Here is a 17,914-nt window from a genome sequence, read left to right as displayed (position 1 = left end):
CCACCATAGTCGAGAATCGTCACCTTTCGAATGCCCGCGGTTTCGTGGAGCATATGGAACACGATGCCGAGAACGAAGTTCTGGGAAGAATGTCTTGAGGAGCCCATGGATCCTGTTTCTCTGGTCGGCTATGCCGCCTCCATATGCTCGGTCGTAAGCTTCATTCCACAGGCGGTAAAGGTCGCTCGGACCAAGGCCACCGAAGCCATTTCGATCCGGATGTACATTCTGACAGTGGCAGGCTTCGCGCTCTGGACCACCTTCGGCTTCATGAAAGGCGAAGTTCCCATCATCTTCGCGAACAGCATCTGCTTCTGCCTCTCAGCCTATATCCTTGTCGCAAAGCTCCGGGAGCGTCGAGAATGACCGAACAGTTGCGGATCAGCCACCAGGAGGTCTTTCGTCGGCCCGGCCATTTTTCGGCATGGCCGGCCAATTACGGTCTCTGGGCATGGGATAACGAAATTCTTGTCGTCTTCGCCGACGGAAGACTGGGCGATCAAGGCACGCTTCACGCCCGAGATAAAAGTCATGAATTCAACCCCCTTCAGGCGCGAAGCATCGATGGCGGCGCGACATGGTCATCCGAGCCATTCGCTGGCTTCGTGCCGGGCGGCGCGAGTCTTTCTGCCGATGAACACCTCGCCCCGTCTCTGCGGTCAGGCTCCAAGCTTGTCGAGCAGGACATTTCGGCACTTCCGACGCCTATCGATTTTCTGGACCCTGAAATTGCCGTGATGGTGGCGCGCACCGGTCTCGACGGCCGCGCCTGTAGCTGGTTTTACGTTACGAGGAACCGCGGCCGGCGGTGGGAAGGGCCTTTCGCTTTCAAAGGACTCGACATCAAAGGCCTCGCGTCGCGCACCGACGTCGTGCCGCTATCCAACGACCACGCCCTCTTCATGACGACCGTCGCGAAGCCCGACGGCGCCGAAGGCCGGTGCCTGTGCATTGAGACGACTGATGGAGGGCTGACATTTCACTTCAAAAGCTTTCTTCCTTTCGACGGAGAAGGTTATGCCATAATGCCGTCGAGCGTCCGGCTTCCGACGGGCGCGATAGTGAGCCTTGTCCGGCGTGGCCGAGGAATTGAAGAACCGGGGTGGCTGGAGACATTTCGCTCCGAAGACGATGGGACCACCTGGCAGTCGGTCGGCATTGCTGTCAATGACACTGGACCGGGCGGCAATCCAGGAAGTGTCGTGCTCTTGGATGGGCAGGCCCTAACTCTCATCTACGGCTTTCGGGGTGTCAACCCCGGCATGCGGATGATCAACAGCTTTGACGGCGGGCGGAATTGGTCAGAGACGGTCGAAATCCGCAGGGATGCAGTGCTGCCGGATATTGGTTATCCGCGTTCCGTGGTGCTGAAAGACGGGCGAATTCTTTCCGTCTACTATTACAACTTCGGCAAGGAGCGCTTTATCGCGGCTTCCACCATCTTGGGATATGGATTGTAGTGGCGGCTAGTGGTGCCGCCTCTACCAAGCGCGAGGCGCCCATCCGCCCCTGAAAGTCGACAGGAACTGCCGACGCGTCAGAAAGAAGGGGCTCAGGTTCAGATCATGAAAATGTTGACCACCTCAACATGCTGAAGGAAACCGATGTTTTCCGCGCTCCAACTAAGCTTGATTGGCGCGTCCGGCAGAACAATTCCGCTTCGATATTGATGGTAGGGAAGCGCCAACAGCGTTCATGCGCAAAAACGTCAGAGGCTGCTCACAGCCTCGACGATCTTGCGCAGGGCGATCGGCTTACGATATGGGCGAGTTCGTCCGGGATCACGTCCGGATCGTAGCCAGTCAGGAAAATGAAGGGTATGCCCTCCTTGACAAACGCATGGGCGATCGCGCGGACCTCCGCCGCAGAGGTTCAGATCAAGCGGGACGGCGGTCGGCGCTTTCTCCCCGTGAAGCACAAACGCATTCTCCTCGCTCGGACAGGACCCAGCACCTCCGCACCGGCTCAGCGCAGCGCCGCCGCCGTGTCTGCCGCGGCGTAGTAGGCGTCTTCGACCACAAGGACGATCCTTCCCGTGAGATCCGGCGCTCCGTTAATATCCACGGTTTCTCCATAGAGTCTGCTTGGCGCCGAGGCGTCGTCGTCGGTCTCCAGAGCGCTTTCAGCTTCGCGGAGTGGAAACTCGATGTGGCAATGCGCACTGCCCGGCCCGAAGGTCGTCGACCGACGCTCATCATGTCGAACGCATCGAGCACGCCCTCGACGAGGGAACTTTCGATCCCGTTCTAGGTTATCGGGCCGCTCAAGAACCTGGAGATAGATATGAACCGCCGAACAATGCTGACTGCCGTCGCCGCCGCGGCCGCTCTGCCCGCCCTTCTTTCCACTACCGCCGGCTTCGCTCAGACAGCCGCCGCCGCGCCCGGCGAGGCCGAGAAGAAACACGCGGACGATACGAAGAAGGTCGGATCGCTTTCGTTGGCGACGAGCCGTGTTGCGGTGGAGAAGGCTTCCGATCCCATGGTGAAGGAATTCGCGAAGTGGGAAGTCGCCGAGCAGGAGACGATCGCCGACATCCTGAAGTCGATGGAGATGGACCGCAAGGCCGAAGGCGCTCTCAAGCCGCCGTCCGACAGCGAGGTCGAGGCGATGCTCGACGCGGAAGGCAAGGCTGCGCTGGACAAGCTCAGGGCCGCCAGCGGCGCCGCGTTCGACAAGGCCTATGTCACGGCACAGCTCGACGGCCACAAGAAGCTGCTGTCGATCCAGGAGGACTACCTCAAGGTCGGCCACAACCGCGAGCACCTCAGCGTCACCAAGCTGGCTCGCGGCCAGATCAAGGAACACATCGACCACCTCGACATGCTGAAGTCGAAGGTCGGTTAACCGTCAGGTTCGGTGACCACGGATGTACTGGCACTGACCCGTCCAAGAGGCCGGAGATCGCTCTCCGGCCTCTTGGACAAGATGGGACCTCGCCTCATGAGTTCTTCGGACTTGGTGGGAAGACGGGTGCTCGTCGTCGAAGACGCGCCATTTCCTGGGCCTGTTCGTAGCTGGCGGACAACCTCATGCTTTCGGTGCTTGCAAATCGTGATCTGGAACGCGATCTTGCGGTCCTCAAAAGCGGGAGAGCGTAAGGCATGTGCGGCAGGTTCACGTTCGAACATGAATGGCCGGCGTTCGTCGACTTGTACGATTTGCCCTGGGACATCGAGCGCGGCCGCAATACGGCGTCACGCTTCAACATCGCTCCCACCCAGACGGTCCTGATGGTGCACAACGATGGCGAAGGTCGGCAGATCGCGGAGGAAGCGAGATGGTGGCTGGTCCCGTTTTGGGCGAAAGAGCTTCCGAAGGCGACATTGTTCAATGCCCGCGTCGAGACGGTCGACACGACGCCAGCCTTCCGCGACGCCTTCAAGACGAGGCGATGTCTCATCCCGGCGTCTGCGTTCTACGAATGGACGTTGAACCAGAACGACGGCAAGAAAGATCCCTGGCACATCCATCTGCCTGGGGACCAGCCGTTTTCTTTCGCAGGACTGTGGGCGCACAACGACAGGCTCGGCGTGACGAGCTGCACCATCGTCACCATGCCGGCGGGCAATCCAATGAAGACGCTTCACGACAGGCAGCCGGTAATACTGAAGCCCGGCGTCTATAAGGATTGGCTCGATCCTGCGACGCCCGGTCATATGGCGAAGGAGCTGCTCAGGGAGAACCTGGATGATCGACTGGAATTTCACCGGGTCAGCCGGGATGTAAACTCGTCAAAATTCGAAGGTCGGCCACTCCCTGAGGTGAACCCGCTGTGATCACCACCGCCGCGGCATTCGCTGCCCCGGCTCCATGGAACATGGAGGCAAAGATTGATGCGAAGGGCCGCAACTGGAGTTCTTGAAATCGCCTACTTCGAGTTAGGCGAAGCCGACGGCTGGCCAGTCGTCCTTTCGCACGGCTTCCCCTATGATCCTCATGCCTACGACGAGGTTGCGCCACGGCTGGTGGAGGCGGGAGCAAGGGTGATCGTGCCCTATCTAAGGGGGTTCGGCCCTACTCGTTTTCTTTCAGGGGCCTCCATGCGTAGCGGGCAACAGTCGGCGCTTGGCAAGGATATCGTGGATCTCTTGGACGCCTTGGAGATTCGGCAAGCCACCCTTGCGGGATACGACTGGGGAGGTCTCGCATCCTGCGTGGCGTCTGCTCTGTGGCCGGAACGCGTGGCCGGCCTGGTCTCGTACGCAGGCTACGACGTCATTGACGTAGAGCGGCTCCGCCACAGCTACGATCCCGCTCTCGAGCACGCGGTGTGGTACCAGCATCTGTTTCAGCATGAACGGGGCCGGGAGTGCCTGTCGCTTCATCGCCGTGATCTCTGCCGGATGCTTTGGATGCAGTGGTCGCCGACATGGGAATTCGACGAGGAGACTTTCGAGCGGACCGCGACGTCGTTTGACAACCCCGACTTCGTCGACATCGTGATCCACTCCTATCGCTTCGACTTCGGTCTGGCAGCCGGAGATCCTGCGCTTGAAAAGCTGGAGTCACGGCTGGCGCAGAAGCCGCCTATCAATGTCCCGGCTATAACCATCGATGGAACACAAGACCCGCTAAAGCCTGGTGGGACGGCTGATCACGCGAAGATGTTTAGGTCAAGGCACGAGCACCGGGTCGTCGAGTGCGGCCACAATCTTCCCTGGGAAGCTCCGGAAGAGTTTGCCAATGCCGTCCTAACGGTTCGCTCTTGGGCAGCGGAACAGTGAGACGCCCTTGGCTTCCTCCTGCCCAAGCTCACCCCTCAATGGAAATTTCTCGATTTCACCTTCAATGTATCGATGTGCAGGTCGCGCACGAAGATGTCCCTCGCCTCCGGCACCGGACGCGGCCGGTCCCTCGAATCCGGACTGCCCGGCGAACCATGAGCGAACTCGTCGCCCCTGCCCGTCGGCAGCTTGAAGTCCACGTCGCGATCTGCAAGCCCGGAGAGGTCTCCGGACAGGTCGAAGAGCTGCTGAGCCACGAGATGGACGACGTCGCCTTCCCGTTGGATGCGCCCGTTGATTGCCATCATCGACGCCCCTAAGACGACGCGACGCCGCTTCTCGAACAACGAGGGCCAAACGACGATGTTAGCCGGACCGGTCTCGTCCTCGATGGTGATGAACATGACGCCCTTGGCGCTCCCCGGCTTTTGCCTCACCAGCACCAAACCCGCAGCGTATACCCATCTGCCGTCGCGAGCGTTCATCGCTTCCGCGCAGGTGATGATGTTCCGTGCCCGAAGGTCGCGGCGCAGGAACGCGATCGGATGCTCGCGCAGCGTCAGGCCGATGTGGCCGTAGTCCTCGACGACGTTGTGGCCTTCCGTCATCTGGCGCAGTTCGACCTCCGGCTCCTGCTGCTCGGGGATGACGGCGGCCTCGCGCTCGGCCGCGGCCGCGAAAAGGGGAAGCGGCTCGTCGCGCAGCGCCTTGATCGCCCAGAGCGCATCGCGGCGTTCGAGGTTCAACGAGGGCCGGAAGGCGTCGGCCTCCGCAAGCTGGACGAGAGCCTCGGTGGGCACGTCCGAGCGCCGCCACACATTGTCGACGCTTTCGAACTCCTTGTTCATGCGGGCGGCGACGATGCGCGCTGCGTCCGCGACCGCCCACAGACCATGGCGACCTTCATCGCGCTCTCCTGAAACAGGGGCACGCCCAGCGTCTTGCCGAGGACCGCCTCCAGCTCCGGCGTCGGATACTCGACCTTTTCCTTGCCCTCGCGGCGTCGGAGGTACGGATGCACCATGTCCCCTTGGATCGGTCCCGGCCGCACGATGGCGACCTGCACCACAAGATCGTAGAAGGTTCTCGGCTTCATGCGGGGCAACATCGCCATCTGTGCGCGGGACTCGATCTGGAACGTGCCGAGCGTGTCGGCCCTCCGGATCATCGCATAGGTCGCGGCGTCTTCCTGCTTGATCGTCGCCAGGTCGAGATCGTCGTCCTTGTGTTCCTTGATGAGGTCGAATGCCTTCTGCATGCAAGTCAGCATGCCCAGCGCCAGGACGTCGACCTTCATGAACTTGAGGGCTTCGACGTCGTCCTTGTCCCACTCGATGATCTGCCGGTCCTTCATGTTGGCCGGCTCGATCGGAACGAGGTCGTCGAGGCGGTCGTGCGTCAGGACGAAACCTCCGGGGTGCTGGCCGAGGTGCCGTGGCGCGCCCATGAGCTGCTGCGCGAGCTTCAGCGTCAGGACGAGGCGGCGATCCTCTGGGTTGAGGTTGAGCTCGCGGACGTTACGGTCGCTGACCTCCTCGGACCACGACCACATGCCTGACGACAGCGCCTTGATGACGTCCTCGGGCAGACCGAGCGCCTTGCCGACGTCGCGGATCGCGCCCTTCGCCCGGTAGCGGGTGACGGTCGCGCAGAGGGCAGCCTTGTCCTTGCCGTAGGTCTTGTAGATCCACTGGATGACCTGTTCGCGCCTCTCGTGTTCGAAGTCCACGTCGATGTCCGGCGGCTCGTCGCGCTCCTTGGAGACGAAGCGCTCGAACAGGAGGTCGTTGGTCTCGGGATCGATGCTGGTGATGCCGAGGATGTAGCAGATTGCGCTGTTGGCGGCGGATCCACGGCCCTGACACAGGATGCCCTGAGAGCGGGCGAACTTGACGATGCTGAAGACGGTCAGGAAATACGGCGCGTACCTCATCTCTTTGATCAGCTCGAGTTCATGCTTCACTGCACGCAAGACTTTCTGCGGCAGTCCCTCGGGGTATCTGTTCGGGATGCATTCGCGGACGTAGTGCTCCAGCGACTGCTGGGCGTCCATGCCTGGAACGATGGCTTCCTCGGGATACTGGTAGGTCAGCTCCTCAAGCGAGAACCTGCATTTCTCGACGATCTCCATCGTCCGGGCGAGCGCCTCCTCGTACCGCGGGAACAGGCGCTCCATCTCGTGCGGCGGCTTCAAGTATCGGTCGGCGTGGCGCTCGCGTTCGAAGCCGACGGCGTCGATCGTGGTGTTGTTGCGGATGCAGGTGACGACGTCTTGGAGCTGGCGGCTGCCGGGCTCGTGGAAGAGGACGTCGTTGGTGACGACCGTCCGCACCTTGAACCTGAAGGCCAGTTCCGACAGTTCGTACAGGCGGAGCTGGTCGTTCGGCCGACGGCGCAGACAGAGCGAGACGTAGGCGCGGTTGCCGAAGATCTCGTGCATCTTCCGAAGCTGCACGGCGCATGTCTCGTCCGGCAGATCGGGCACGAGAACACCGATGAGACCTTCGGAATAGAGAGCGACGTCGTCGAGATGGAGGACGCAGTTGTTCTTTCCTCCGCGGCTCTTCCCGAGCGTGATGAGCCGGGTCAGACGGGAGTAAGCGGCACGATCGGTCGGATAGGCGAGGATCGACATGCCGTCCTGCAGATCGAGACGACAGCCGACGACGAGACGGACGCCTGTCGCGCGCGACGCCTCGAGCGCCCGCACGATCCCGGCTAGCGAATTGCGGTCGACGACGCCGACGGCTTCGATGCCGAGTTCCTTGGCGGTCGCGAACAACTCGTCCGCCGAAGAAGCCCCGCGGAGGAAGCTGAAGTGGGTCGTCACCTGGAGTTCCGCGTACTTCATGCGAATATTCCGTGCATGTACCATTGGCGGTCGCCGGTCTCCGGATCGACGCCGTCGCCGGAGCGGTAGACCCAGAACCTCTCGCCGATTTCGTTCTCGACCACGTAGTAGTCGCGCACCGACTCCAGCTCGCTGTCTCGCATCCACCACTCGCCGAATATGCGTTCCGGGCCGTCCGCCCGTTTCACCGCATGCCGCCTCCCCCGCCAGGTGATCGCACGCGGCGGATGGTCGGGGGTCAGCGCGATCGCGGTGATACGGTCGGGCCGGTCAAGGAGGCGGACCGGTCTCTTCCAATGGCCCACCCAAGTCTGCCCGACGTCGTCCGCGGCCGGGTCGATCCTCTGCACGCATCGCTCGGGAACGTCGGAGGCGATGGGAGCGAGGCGGTAGACGCGCTGGCCGCGGTTGCCGAGGATATCGATGAGCGGCGTGATGTCGGTCGTCTCCTCCTGCACGAGCGATGAGGAGCGCTGCTCTTCGTCGAGAGGCTGCGTCATCACTGCGACGAGCGTCAGCTTCTCGATGCCGAAGCCCGGCTCGACCCGCTCGGTGCGGTCCTTGAAGAGCTTTGTCAGCCAGGCCACGTCGCGCGCAGGCTTCGCCGTGCCGGAACGGATAGCCTGGCGGGTGCCATCGACCTTCTCGACGAGCAGGTCGGTCCGGCGGACGCCAAGGCCACGGCTCTGAAGCTCGCCGACGAGCTGGGTCACCAGCCGGCCGACGTACTTGTTGATCGTCTCCGCCGCGCCGATGGGTTCCGCGAATGCACGGGACACTTCGATCCATTCCGGCGCGCGCACAGGCTCGATCGGCTCGGACATCCGGCCGAACGTCTGATCGAGGCGACGCCCGATCTCCGGGCCGAAGCGGAGCGCGAGCGGCGCTCGCGCGGTGTTGGCGAGCTCGCCCACGGTCTGGAAGCCCAGCGTCCGGAGGTCGCCGACGATTTTCTCCGGGAGCCGCAGCAGGGAGAGCGGAAGCTTCTCGACCGCCCGAACGATCTCGCCTTTCGGGACGATGACGGTTTCGCGCGAGATCGCTCGCGCGCAGGCGTGAGCCGCACCCCAGGTGTCTGCGATCGCGACCCGCGCTGTCAGCCCCTTGGAGCGGAAGCGGTTGGCAATGCCCGCCAACATCGGTTCCTCGCCGCCCTGCAGATGGTCGGCGCCCTCGGTGTCCATGACGATGCCGTCCGTCCCGTCGGCGGCGACGATCGGCGAATAGACGGTCAGCGCCCACAGCGCTATCCGCTCGAGGGCGGCGGCGTCGGCCGCGGGATCGGCGTCAACCATCATCAGATCGCGGAAGATCGCCTGCGCCTTTGCGGCCGGCATCCCTACCCGCACGCCGACCTTCCTCGCTGCGGCGTCGGCGGCGGAGACCCAGCGCTTGGAGCCGGACTTCGCTATCACGGCGATGGCTTGCTCAGGCGATATTGATGGATCGGCCCGACGTATTCGATCGGTCGGCAGATCGGGAAGATAGATAGATACGACCCTTGTCATCGCAGGCTCCGATCTCAAACTCAGCACACTCGCCCGCACGCGATCTCATAAGTTCCAGGAGCCACCTCTCGCGTCCGAGTCCCGGAACCGGAAGCTCCTCAGACGGCAGCACGCTGACCCGCCACCTGGTCGTCGACGCCGTCGGCTGGCCGAAGTCGTTCGCCTCAGTCTGTCGTCTCCACCGCCTGACGGCGATGGCCATCGTCCCGGTCTTTTCGGCGGCGAGCTGCAGACGGCGGGACGCCGTCATCGGCAGCCGGACGAGTTCGCCGACGACGACGCCCAGTCCACCGAAGGAAAGGCATTCTTCCATGCTCGCGAGGACGTCCTCCTCCTTGTCGCCTTCGATGAAGACGACCCGGTCGGGATGAAGGCCGGCCTGCGCGAGCGCCGGAAAGAAGAGATCGGGCCGGGTCAGACACCAAGCGATCTTGCCCTTCGTCCGGGCGGCTATCCCGGCGGCGAAGAGCGCGGCCGCCGCTCCGTCGACCGTACCCGACCCGCCGCCCGCGAGCTCGTGCAGGGCGCCGCGGGCGAGACCGCCGCCCAGCAAGACGCGGTCGATCGGACACGCCGAACGGAAGGCAGCCCGCCTGCTTCGCGACGCCGCCCTCTAGGACGGAGATGCGTTCGCGCAGATCTGCCAGGACTGTCTCGCGGGCAACCGACATCGGTCACGAATCCTTTCGAAAATCGCGGTGGAACAGGGACGACATCATGTCGTGAAAACTTGATTGTTCTCTATCTGTTCCTTATCGTGCGCGGCGTCAAGACGGTCGAAAGAGCAGGAATCTAGTCCTAGGATTAGCGGACGCTTAGATTTGATAAGTGGAATCAAAATCGTAGCCAAATCTCGCAAGTGGGCGCCGCGATTGAAAATAATTTTGTCTTCGTCGGCGCCTTGCATGTGGATATCGGATTGAGTAGTCAGCCGCCGCTCTGGAATGAAGCCGCGGGCATTGGAGATGGAATGGGAAGACGACGACCTGCGCCCGACAACGAGGGCGGCCCAACCCTGAAGGATGTCCGTGTCGAAGTCATCGAAGTGGAGTGCTCCGTGTGCAACCGTCGCGACCGGCTCGACCGGAAGGTTCTCGTCGCACAGTTTGGAGCGAGCATCAGCTTCAAGCGACTGCGTCGCCGTCTGTCGATGGGCTGCGATCGAATGTGCCATCCGGAGGGCGACCGGTGCGGGACGCGGTTCCCATGCCTCGAAGCGTGACCACGGAGACGGTTGAACCTGCCGGCTTCCGCAGCACTAATGGCGGGTCTCTGGCGGGCTCCGGTTGGAATACTGGTGGACGAGCATGATGCCCTGCTCGAGCAGAAGCTCGGCGATTGGGAGGTCGCCGATGCCTAAAGTCCCTGACATACCTCGAATGGTGTTTGCGACGCAGGTCGAGTTGGTGGCAAACAGAACATCTCCCGCATCTTCGGCCTCTTCTGCGGTGGCCTCCAAAGCGTCGGCGACCCTGTCGAGGAGGCTGGAGCGCTCGACGAGCGTCATTTCATTCAGCGTTTTGGAAATACTATTCATGATGCTCTCCCCGCGCGTGCCGGTAGGTCGCAGCGTCGTAACCGAAGAAGTGTCGGCGGTGCTAGGAAGATGGTGGCCGTAGGCTGCATAAGCAAGGAATAGCTGCCTCGCGGCTCGCGCATGGCAGTAGCTTCTCCAAATGTCGCCCTGCGGCGACGGGGGTGCCGTAGCGCGGCGTCGTCACCTGCCCTGGCAGCGCCTGGAGCTGCGCCGAAATCTGCGGGTGCGGAAAATATATGTCGATCGGATGACTGTCGTGAAGACGCTGCTAACGATCGACAAGTTCGCAGTACGCTGCCTCCGATGCGTCGTCGGATGGAAACATGCATTCGAGCCGCATCTCTTCTGCCGCGATAGTCGAGGGCGCGCCAACCGTGGTGACAAGAGAGAACATCGAAACGATCTTCTGGCCCACACGAAACTTAAGTGGAACCACGGACGTCTCCGCTCTTTCTTCCGGAATCGCCTCTGCAGGCACAACCCCATATCCCGCAATATCGTCCAGCAGCTTGCGGATTTCGTCATCGATAATGCCCCCGATGGCCTCGCGTCGGACGCGCCAAAGCAGAGCTCGTGCGGCTTCGGAGAAGTTAATCAGAAATGGCCTTAACCCATTAGGGTCGAACACTAAGTGCAACAAATTCCTCGGCCTTGGTCTGCTCTGGAGATCAACAAATTTTTCGAAGAACCTGGGCGCTGCCTCGTTGGTCTCTACGACGTTCCAATATCGGTCGAGAACCAGCGCCGGGTATGGCTCCTGTTGCCGCAGCATGCGCTGAAGCGCCCGGTCGAGCTCGGGAGAAAGAGCCGACGTATCACTTGGCTGAAAAGCCGGTGCATAGCCGGCCGCGAGCAAAATATCGTCGCGATCCCTCAGAGGGACTGCTAGAGCGTCGGAGAGGTCGATCACCATTTGCCGGCTCGGCCTCGACCGGCCTGTTTCAACGAAGCTGACATGCTTTTGCGAAACTCCGGTATCCATGGCCAGCTCGAGCTGCGACTTCCCTCGCATCCCACGCCAGTGCCGAAGCAAGACGCCGAGGGCCGGCCGCGAGGTAGCGGACGTCGGGATCCTTGTGGCCATGATGTTGCTCCGCGAAGATGGACCGGCGCTGGTTGCGCTGGCACGAGGGGTTCATACTTTCGGCCAGGCATACTGCCGGAAGCGTTCTTCCAGCGGAGGGCGCGTGACGTTCACGGTATAATTCGTTATCGCGGACGCCGCGACAACGGCAATGACCTCCAACAGATGACGTTGATCGAATCCGGCCTGCAGAAACTGCACCGTATCGTCCTCGTCAAGCCGACCCCTTTTTGAAATAAGTGCACGTGCAAGGTCGGAGAGCGCTGCATCCTCGGGCTCCGCCGGGGACCTACCGTCGCGAATAACATCGACATCGGCGGGCAGAACCCCTGCACTCAGCGCGAGAGAGCTATGAAACGCAATCGCCCATTCGGCCTTGTTTGTCACGGCATTGGTAAGCAATAAGATCTGGATCTGGCGTTCGGTGAAGCTTCCGCCATGGACGTTGCTGAACAGTGCGGCAAGCGAATTGAGAAGAACCGGAGACGCGGCCATAGCGCCCGCGACGTTCGGCAGGAAACCGAAGGCTTGTTCCAGGCCGCCAAGCGCCTGCTTCGACCCGTCGGGTGCATCATCGATCGTGTATATCGGAAAGTGTATCATCTGATTTTCTCCATGCGCATGCTGAGCGCTTTATTAGTTGACCGGCCCAGCATGCCCACGGAGAGGAATGGCTTCAATTACATGCGAGGTAGTTGGAGCGGCGAGGCATCAGTTGCGCAAAACCTTCCGCCATCTGCATATCAAGGAAAATCCGCGCTACGGGTGACCTCGCTCCATGCGTCGAAGTTTTCCTTAAGTGCTTCAAGGCGTTTGTAGGCAAGATCCAGAGCCGAGCCGCCTAGTAGCAGGCGCAACGGAGGGTGGGCTGATTCCACTGCGGCCCGGATGGCCACAGCCGCCCGCGCAGGATCGCCGGGCTGATTGCCCGACACTGCTTTCGTGGATGACCGGCGTTTCCCGGACGTCTCGGCATAGTCGTCGATCTCGATCGGCGAGTCCGCCATGGAGCGTCCGGCCCAGTCGGTCCGGAAGGCGCCCGGCTCCACGATAGTCACCTTGATGCCGAGCGGGGCGACCTCCTGGCTCAACGACTCGGAAATCGCCTCGACCGCGAATTTGGTAGCGTGGTAGTAGCCGGTTGCTGCGAAAGCCATGAGACCGCCCAACGAAGACATGTTGACGATATGACCGCTTCTGCGGGACCGCATGAACGGTAGAACCTCCTTCGTTACATCGATCAGGCCGAAGAGGTTGGTGTCGAACTGTTTGCGAACCCCTTCGTCGTCGCCCTCCTCGATCGCGGCGAGGTAGCCATAGCCCGCATTGTTGACGAGGACGTCGATCCGATCGAAGTTGTCAATGGCCTTAGCAACTGCCCTTTTGATCGTCGCACGATCAGTGACGTCGAGTTTGAGGACGAGTGCGCGATCGTCGAACTGCTCCTTAAGATTCGCCAGGCTTTCTGGGCGACGGACCCCAAGGACCACACGATAACCAAAATTTAGCAGATCTCTGGCCAGCTCGAGCCCGAGGCCGCTCGAAGCTCCGGTGATGAACCATACAGGTTTGTCGGTCATTTTTGTTCCTTTTCGATTGCAGAGAGAAAACCGAGGCATCGAAGGAGAACTTCGATCGCCGCTTATCGAAAAGATACGAATGGGCGGAGGCGGCCGTTATGCCAAAAACCCCGAACATTCGTACGATCCTACCATTCACGGAGGCGAGACCTAGTTAGAGGCCTTGTAAGATACTTGGCGGAGGAAAGTCTTGAGGATCAAGGATGAGCTTATCGCGATCATTGACCGGCACGCTTTAACACCCAAACAGGAAACTCCCGTCACCGGGCTGACGATCTTCAAGGTTGTCGCCCCGACACTTCCGGCGGAAAGCATTTACACGCCCCGCCTTTGCGTCGTCCTTCAAGGGCGTAAGGAGATTTCACTCGGCGGCCATACGTTCGACGTCGACGATACCCAGTACTTCATTGCCTCTGTAAACCTGCCCGTCTCTGCACGCATTAGCGAGGCGTCGCGCGACGATCCGCACTTCGCGGTTTCGTTCGAACTGGATGGTGTCGCGACGGCCGAACTTCTACCCTACCTTTCAGCCGTCCCCACCTCCCCGCATCGCGAAGGTCTTTCCGTGGCTGGGCAGACAGACAACATCTTAAAGGCGCTTCATCGGGTATTGACACTTCTCGACCGCCCGGAAGATCTCGGAGCTCTTCTGAAGCCGGCCACTACGGAACTCTATTATCGCCTTCTACAGAGCGAGAGTGGTGCAATCCTGAAAGATTTCGCCACCGGAAACACGAAGCTCGCGCAGATAGGACGGGTGACCTCCTGGCTGAAGGAGCATTATCGCGAGCCGATGTCGATCGGCTTGCTTGCCGATCTCGCGGGCATGAGCCCGACGTCGCTCCACAGGCACTTCAAGGCGACGACGCTCATGACGCCGCTGGAATACAGGATGCACGTCAGGCTGCACGAGGCACGCAAGCTGTTGCTGATCGGCAGTTCGAATGCCAGAGCCGTCGGGTTCGACGTCGGATATGAAAGTCAGACCCAATTTACCCGCGAATACCGTCGCCTGTTCGGTCGACCGCCCATCCAGGACGTCCGCTTGCTAAAGGGCGATCGCACGCAGGTAATGTCGGTCGAGGAAGGCGAGGTTATATCTACGCGGCCTTAGACCCGTGCGGATCTCGGTTTGATGTCAATCCTCCGGCGGCAGCCGAGGTCGCCTTCATGTGATCAGCAAGCACCTGTCGCGAATTCTTCAAGAAGGCGATGAAGGCGCTTAGTCCCGCTGATTGATGGCGGCGGCTTGGGAAATACAAATAGATCGTTTCAAGAGGTGACGACCACTCCGGAAGAATTCGCCGCAGCCTTCCTGCTGTTAGAGGTTCGGCGACGCTTGAAATTGGCGCGAGCACGATGCCAAGGCCCCGCGTGGCCAAATCAATCTGCGAGGAAAGGTCGTGGACCACCGTCGCGCGAGGAGGCGTGACCTGGATGGTCTTTTCGGAAGTCTGCAACGCCCATGGAATGATTAATCCTGTCGCCTGGCTCCGGCACATGATCGCATGATGGTCGTTCAAGTCGCCAGGAGCGTCGGGCATCCCGCGACGATCAAGGTACAAGGGTGACGTGACAAGGATCGCCTGCGACGCGGGCGCGACCGGTACGGCCACCATGTCCTTGTCGATGTTACGACCATAGCGCAAGCCGGCGTCATAGCCTTGCTTGACGATATCGACCAAGCGCGCTTCCACCGCGATTTCGAGGTCGACGTCAGGATAGGCCTCCTGGAAATCCACGATTGTCTGTGCGAGCAGCATGTCGAATGGCGCGCGCGGCATCGTCAGGCGAAGTGGGCCTGATGGTCGCCCGCTCTTCCCGGACGCCTCTTCAGCCGCTTGTCTCAGTTGCGCCAAGGCCGGTGCTGCAGCAAGAAGGTAGTCGTTGCCGACGTCGGTAAGGCTGACGCTCCTCGTCGAGCGGCGCAGAAGCGGCGAGCCGAGCCTCTCCTCGAGCGCCCGGATAGCCTGACTGACGGCGGAAGGCGAAATACCGAGACGTCTTGCCGCTTCCGAAAAGCTGCCCGCTTCTGCGACGGCCACAAACATTGCCACACCTTCGAGCGGATCCCTCGGTCGCATGCGTCACCTTTAAGTTCTGCTTCAAGCCCCGTTCGCAATTAGGGCGCTTATAGCGGGTATCCAATCATTCTATGATCCAAAACGACAGCAGATAATCCCGAGCGACCGGGACTTGCGCGGGGTGTTCTCGGCAACAGGAGAGAAGATCAATGACGTCCGACCATCTTCAACCTGGCTCCTCAACAGCAATCACGCTTCCGCGGCGTATCTTTCTGCTCGCTATAGGGGTCGCCGCGGTTTCGGTATCGGCGGCAGCAGCACCGACTTACGTTCTCGTTTCCCGCTCGCTTAGAACCTCGCGTCAGACGACGCGCTACTTCGAATGCGGCCCAGCCGACGGTCCGCTGATGATCTTCCTTCATGGCTGGCCGAGTATCGGCCTGATGTGGCGCGCCCAGATGGAGGCGTTCTCCAAGGATGGCTGGCGATGCATTGCCCCCGATCTTCGGGGCTACGGTAGTTCTTTTGCGCCTTCTGAGATTGCGCAGTATACAATACGGGATGTGGTGCTGGACGTTGCTGAACTTCATGATCATCTCGGGGGCCGCCCCGCGATCTGGGTCGGTCACGACTGGGGCAGTGTAGTGGCCAGTGCGGTCGTCGCGCATGAGCCGGATCGCAGTCGCGCCCTGGTCCTCACGTCCCTCGCCTATCAGCCGCAGGGTCACGCGCTCAGCACTATCGTTCCACTGATCGACAGGAAGATTTACCCTGCTGACGAATATCCCGACGGACAGTGGGACTACTACCGCTATTACACCACGCACTTCGACGCCGCTGTGGCCGACCTCGATGCGGACAAGAAATCGTCCCTGGCCTCAATCTTCCGCTCCGGAGAGGTCGGAGGGGTTGGCAAGGCATCGCCAAACGCGGCGGTGACGCGAAACGGCGGACGGTTTGGCGCTGCTCACAGGGCGCCGCCAACGAAGCCGGACCCCGCCCTCTGGCCTCAGGCGGATTTCGACGTCTTGGTCGAATCTTTCGAGGGTCACGGCTTCCGACCGTCGTGCGCTTGGTACATGAACGATGATGCCAACGTCGCCTATGCTCGCGAGGCGCCGAACGGTGGCCGTTTGGACCGGCCAGTGCTGTTCGTGAACGGCGAGTTTGATCAGATCTGTACTATCACAGGAAACCGCCAGGGCGACCCGATGCGTGGTGCGTGTCCAGATCTGACGATCGAGAGCGTGGCGAGCGGACACTGGTTACCACTCGAACGCAAGGAGGAACTCGTTCATACCGTCCGCAACTGGCTACAAAGCAAAAATCTCACGAAGTGATCCGGCCAGGCGTCGACCGGGCGTCGGACGTTACCGCAAGTCCCGGAAATGGGAGCGAATGTCCGCTGCGAGCTCGCTCGGTCTCTCCATCGCAGCGAAATGACCACCCCTGTCGTGCTCGGTCCATTTGACAACGTTGTAGACACGCTCGACCCATGAACGCGGGGGCTGCGGCAGTTCCTTCGCGAAGTGAGACACGGCGAGCGGCGGAAGGACGCGTTCGCCTCTCGCGAAGGTCAAAGGATGAGCGCGGCTCTCCTTGTAGATCCTGAATGACGCGTCGAGCGAGCCGCTGAACCAGTACAAGCTGACTTCCGTGAGAAGGGTATCCATGCTGAAGACGTCCAGAACATTGCCCTCGCAATCGCTCCACGATCTGAACTTTTCGATAATCCAGGCGGCAAGCCCGACAGGCGAATCGGATAGCCCGTAGGCCAGCGTCTGCGGTTTCGTTCCCTGCATATGCGCGTAGGCGCCCTCCTTGTCCGCCCATTCGGCAGCGACGAGCTTGAATTGCTTCTCAGCGTCGGTCAGGGTCGGCAGGCCATCTCCAGTCGGTGGGCTGAAACTGCCGGGGATGTAGTTGAGGTGTATCCCAGTCACGACCTCAGGAAATCGAAAGGCCAGCCAGCTCGAAACCGCCGCTCCTATGTCACCCCCTTGGGCCCCGAATTTGCTGTAGCCCAAACCCTTCATGAGCTTCTGCCAAAGGTCTGCGATCTCGAACGGGCTCGTTCCAGAAGCCTTAGGCGCCGAGGAAAACGCAAAACCTGGCAAAGAAGGAATCACGAGATCAAAGGCGTCGTCGGGATTGCCGCCGTGAGCGCCCGGATTTGTCAGCAGCGGGATGATGTTCTCCATTTCGAGGAACGAGCCCGGCCAGCCATGTGTCATGATGATCGGGACCGGCGATGGCCCGCTCCCCTTCACATGGACGAAATGAATTCTGAACCCATCGATATCGGCAACATACTGAGGCATGAGATTCAGCCGCGCCTCATGCGCGCGCCAATCGTAACCACGGTGCCAGTATTCGGCCAGCTCACGCATAAATGCCAGGCTGGTTCCGTCCGCCCAACCGGCAGCGTCAATTGAACCAGGCCATCTTGTCTGACCAACGCGACGCCGCAGCGCGTCGAGACTTTTCTCGCTGATCTCGATCTTGAACTTTTCGATCTGCATGTCTGCCTCCCGATGATGGGCTAGCACGTAGGGCGAGTTTGTCCTCTGGCCAGAAGCGTTCTCTCACAGCGGCCGCGCTGG

Annotated in this window: 15 protein-coding genes and 2 pseudogenes; 7 read left to right on the top strand and 10 right to left on the bottom strand. The window is 61.0% G+C overall.

Annotated features, from left to right (window positions below; all coding sequences use genetic code 11):
• Nucleotides 1-105 precede the first annotated feature (105 nt).
• The 5 genes from ACQZ5H_RS29860 to ACQZ5H_RS29840 all read left to right on the top strand — a co-directional run bounded on the left by ACQZ5H_RS29860 (nucleotide 106) and on the right by ACQZ5H_RS29840 (nucleotide 4,727).
• Entirely contained in the window at nucleotides 106-366 is a 261-nt protein-coding gene (locus ACQZ5H_RS29860) for a SemiSWEET family sugar transporter (RefSeq protein ID WP_449099883.1), read from the top strand.
• Nucleotides 363-1,460, top strand: a complete 1,098-nt coding sequence (locus ACQZ5H_RS29855) for a sialidase family protein (RefSeq protein WP_449099882.1) — start codon at nucleotides 363-365, stop codon at nucleotides 1,458-1,460. Before ACQZ5H_RS29860 ends, ACQZ5H_RS29855 begins: the two co-directional genes overlap by 4 nt.
• Before the next feature lie 823 nt (nucleotides 1,461-2,283).
• Nucleotides 2,284-2,847, top strand: a complete 564-nt coding sequence (locus ACQZ5H_RS29850) for a DUF4142 domain-containing protein (RefSeq protein WP_449099881.1) — start codon at nucleotides 2,284-2,286, stop codon at nucleotides 2,845-2,847.
• 257 nt (nucleotides 2,848-3,104) lie between these two features.
• Nucleotides 3,105-3,779, top strand: coding sequence for an SOS response-associated peptidase (locus ACQZ5H_RS29845; RefSeq protein WP_449099880.1), 675 nt, complete (start codon nucleotides 3,105-3,107; stop codon nucleotides 3,777-3,779).
• Nucleotides 3,780-3,836: 57 nt separating this feature from the next.
• Complete coding sequence (locus ACQZ5H_RS29840) at nucleotides 3,837-4,727, top strand: alpha/beta fold hydrolase (RefSeq protein WP_449099879.1); 891 nt, start codon at nucleotides 3,837-3,839, stop codon at nucleotides 4,725-4,727.
• Nucleotides 4,728-4,762: 35 nt separating this feature from the next.
• Here the strand turns inward: ACQZ5H_RS29840 and ACQZ5H_RS29835 are convergent.
• From ACQZ5H_RS29835 to ACQZ5H_RS29800, 8 genes and pseudogenes are all read right to left on the bottom strand, one after another.
• Nucleotides 4,763-7,578, bottom strand: a pseudogene (locus tag ACQZ5H_RS29835) (PHP domain-containing protein).
• Nucleotides 7,575-9,086 (bottom strand): Y-family DNA polymerase, encoded by a 1,512-nt coding sequence (locus ACQZ5H_RS29830; protein WP_449099878.1) that lies wholly within the window; start codon nucleotides 9,084-9,086, stop codon nucleotides 7,575-7,577. The pseudogene ACQZ5H_RS29835 and the gene ACQZ5H_RS29830 overlap by 4 nt, the downstream one beginning before the upstream one ends.
• Nucleotides 9,007-9,757, bottom strand: a pseudogene (locus ACQZ5H_RS29825) (ImuA family protein). The gene ACQZ5H_RS29830 and the pseudogene ACQZ5H_RS29825 overlap by 80 nt, the downstream one beginning before the upstream one ends.
• Before the next feature lie 44 nt (nucleotides 9,758-9,801).
• The gene (locus ACQZ5H_RS29820) at nucleotides 9,802-10,260 is read right to left on the bottom strand and encodes a hypothetical protein (RefSeq protein WP_449099877.1); all 459 of its coding nucleotides are present in this window, start codon (nucleotides 10,258-10,260) and stop codon (nucleotides 9,802-9,804) included.
• 84 nt (nucleotides 10,261-10,344) lie between these two features.
• Nucleotides 10,345-10,623, bottom strand: coding sequence for a hypothetical protein (locus ACQZ5H_RS29815; protein WP_449099876.1), 279 nt, complete (start codon nucleotides 10,621-10,623; stop codon nucleotides 10,345-10,347).
• Between the two features lie 268 nt (nucleotides 10,624-10,891).
• Nucleotides 10,892-11,707, bottom strand: a complete 816-nt coding sequence (locus ACQZ5H_RS29810) for a helix-turn-helix domain-containing protein (RefSeq protein ID WP_449099875.1) — start codon at nucleotides 11,705-11,707, stop codon at nucleotides 10,892-10,894.
• A 51-nt stretch (nucleotides 11,708-11,758) separates the two neighbouring features.
• On the bottom strand, nucleotides 11,759-12,310 hold the full coding sequence (locus tag ACQZ5H_RS29805; protein WP_449099874.1) for a carboxymuconolactone decarboxylase family protein: 552 nt from the start codon (nucleotides 12,308-12,310) through the stop codon (nucleotides 11,759-11,761).
• A 140-nt stretch (nucleotides 12,311-12,450) separates the two neighbouring features.
• Nucleotides 12,451-13,287, bottom strand: coding sequence for an oxidoreductase (locus tag ACQZ5H_RS29800; RefSeq protein ID WP_449099873.1), 837 nt, complete (start codon nucleotides 13,285-13,287; stop codon nucleotides 12,451-12,453).
• A gap of 190 nt (nucleotides 13,288-13,477) precedes the next feature.
• Between ACQZ5H_RS29800 and ACQZ5H_RS29795 the strand changes: the two genes are divergently transcribed.
• Complete coding sequence (locus tag ACQZ5H_RS29795) at nucleotides 13,478-14,401, top strand: AraC family transcriptional regulator N-terminal domain-containing protein (protein WP_449099872.1); 924 nt, start codon at nucleotides 13,478-13,480, stop codon at nucleotides 14,399-14,401.
• Here the strand turns inward: ACQZ5H_RS29795 and ACQZ5H_RS29790 are convergent.
• Entirely contained in the window at nucleotides 14,388-15,338 is a 951-nt protein-coding gene (locus ACQZ5H_RS29790; RefSeq protein WP_449099871.1) for a LysR family transcriptional regulator, read from the bottom strand. The genes ACQZ5H_RS29795 and ACQZ5H_RS29790 overlap by 14 nt on opposite strands.
• A 182-nt stretch (nucleotides 15,339-15,520) precedes the next feature.
• Between ACQZ5H_RS29790 and ACQZ5H_RS29785 the strand changes: the two genes are divergently transcribed.
• Complete coding sequence (locus tag ACQZ5H_RS29785; protein ID WP_449099870.1) at nucleotides 15,521-16,651, top strand: alpha/beta fold hydrolase; 1,131 nt, start codon at nucleotides 15,521-15,523, stop codon at nucleotides 16,649-16,651.
• 30 nt (nucleotides 16,652-16,681) lie between these two features.
• Here the strand turns inward: ACQZ5H_RS29785 and ACQZ5H_RS29780 are convergent, their stop codons facing one another.
• On the bottom strand, nucleotides 16,682-17,833 hold the full coding sequence (locus tag ACQZ5H_RS29780; RefSeq protein ID WP_449099869.1) for an epoxide hydrolase family protein: 1,152 nt from the start codon (nucleotides 17,831-17,833) through the stop codon (nucleotides 16,682-16,684).
• Nucleotides 17,834-17,914 lie beyond the last annotated feature (81 nt).

This window comes from Rhizobium sp. 21-4511-3d, assembly GCF_053522545.1.
The sequence above is the reverse complement of the archived record's forward strand: the minus strand, read 5'-3'. Positions and strand labels throughout refer to the sequence as shown.

Bases quoted from the DNA above. Each gene is read 5' to 3' on its own strand.
- ACQZ5H_RS29860 (WP_449099883.1), top strand. From the start codon at position 106: ATGGATCCTGTTTCTCTGGTCGGCTATGCCGCCTCCATATGCTCGGTC.
- ACQZ5H_RS29855 (WP_449099882.1), top strand. From the start codon at position 363: ATGACCGAACAGTTGCGGATCAGCCACCAGGAGGTCTTTCGTCGGCCC.
- ACQZ5H_RS29850 (WP_449099881.1), top strand. From the start codon at position 2,284: ATGAACCGCCGAACAATGCTGACTGCCGTCGCCGCCGCGGCCGCTCTG.
- ACQZ5H_RS29845 (WP_449099880.1), top strand. From the start codon at position 3,105: ATGTGCGGCAGGTTCACGTTCGAACATGAATGGCCGGCGTTCGTCGAC.
- ACQZ5H_RS29840 (WP_449099879.1), top strand. From the start codon at position 3,837: ATGCGAAGGGCCGCAACTGGAGTTCTTGAAATCGCCTACTTCGAGTTA.
- ACQZ5H_RS29830 (WP_449099878.1), bottom strand. From the start codon at position 9,086: ATGACAAGGGTCGTATCTATCTATCTTCCCGATCTGCCGACCGATCGA.
- ACQZ5H_RS29820 (WP_449099877.1), bottom strand. From the start codon at position 10,260: ATGGCACATTCGATCGCAGCCCATCGACAGACGGCGACGCAGTCGCTT.
- ACQZ5H_RS29815 (WP_449099876.1), bottom strand. From the start codon at position 10,623: ATGAATAGTATTTCCAAAACGCTGAATGAAATGACGCTCGTCGAGCGC.
- ACQZ5H_RS29810 (WP_449099875.1), bottom strand. From the start codon at position 11,707: ATGGCCACAAGGATCCCGACGTCCGCTACCTCGCGGCCGGCCCTCGGC.
- ACQZ5H_RS29805 (WP_449099874.1), bottom strand. From the start codon at position 12,310: ATGATACACTTTCCGATATACACGATCGATGATGCACCCGACGGGTCG.
- ACQZ5H_RS29800 (WP_449099873.1), bottom strand. From the start codon at position 13,287: ATGACCGACAAACCTGTATGGTTCATCACCGGAGCTTCGAGCGGCCTC.
- ACQZ5H_RS29790 (WP_449099871.1), bottom strand. From the start codon at position 15,338: ATGTTTGTGGCCGTCGCAGAAGCGGGCAGCTTTTCGGAAGCGGCAAGA.
- ACQZ5H_RS29785 (WP_449099870.1), top strand. From the start codon at position 15,521: ATGACGTCCGACCATCTTCAACCTGGCTCCTCAACAGCAATCACGCTT.
- ACQZ5H_RS29780 (WP_449099869.1), bottom strand. From the start codon at position 17,833: ATGCAGATCGAAAAGTTCAAGATCGAGATCAGCGAGAAAAGTCTCGAC.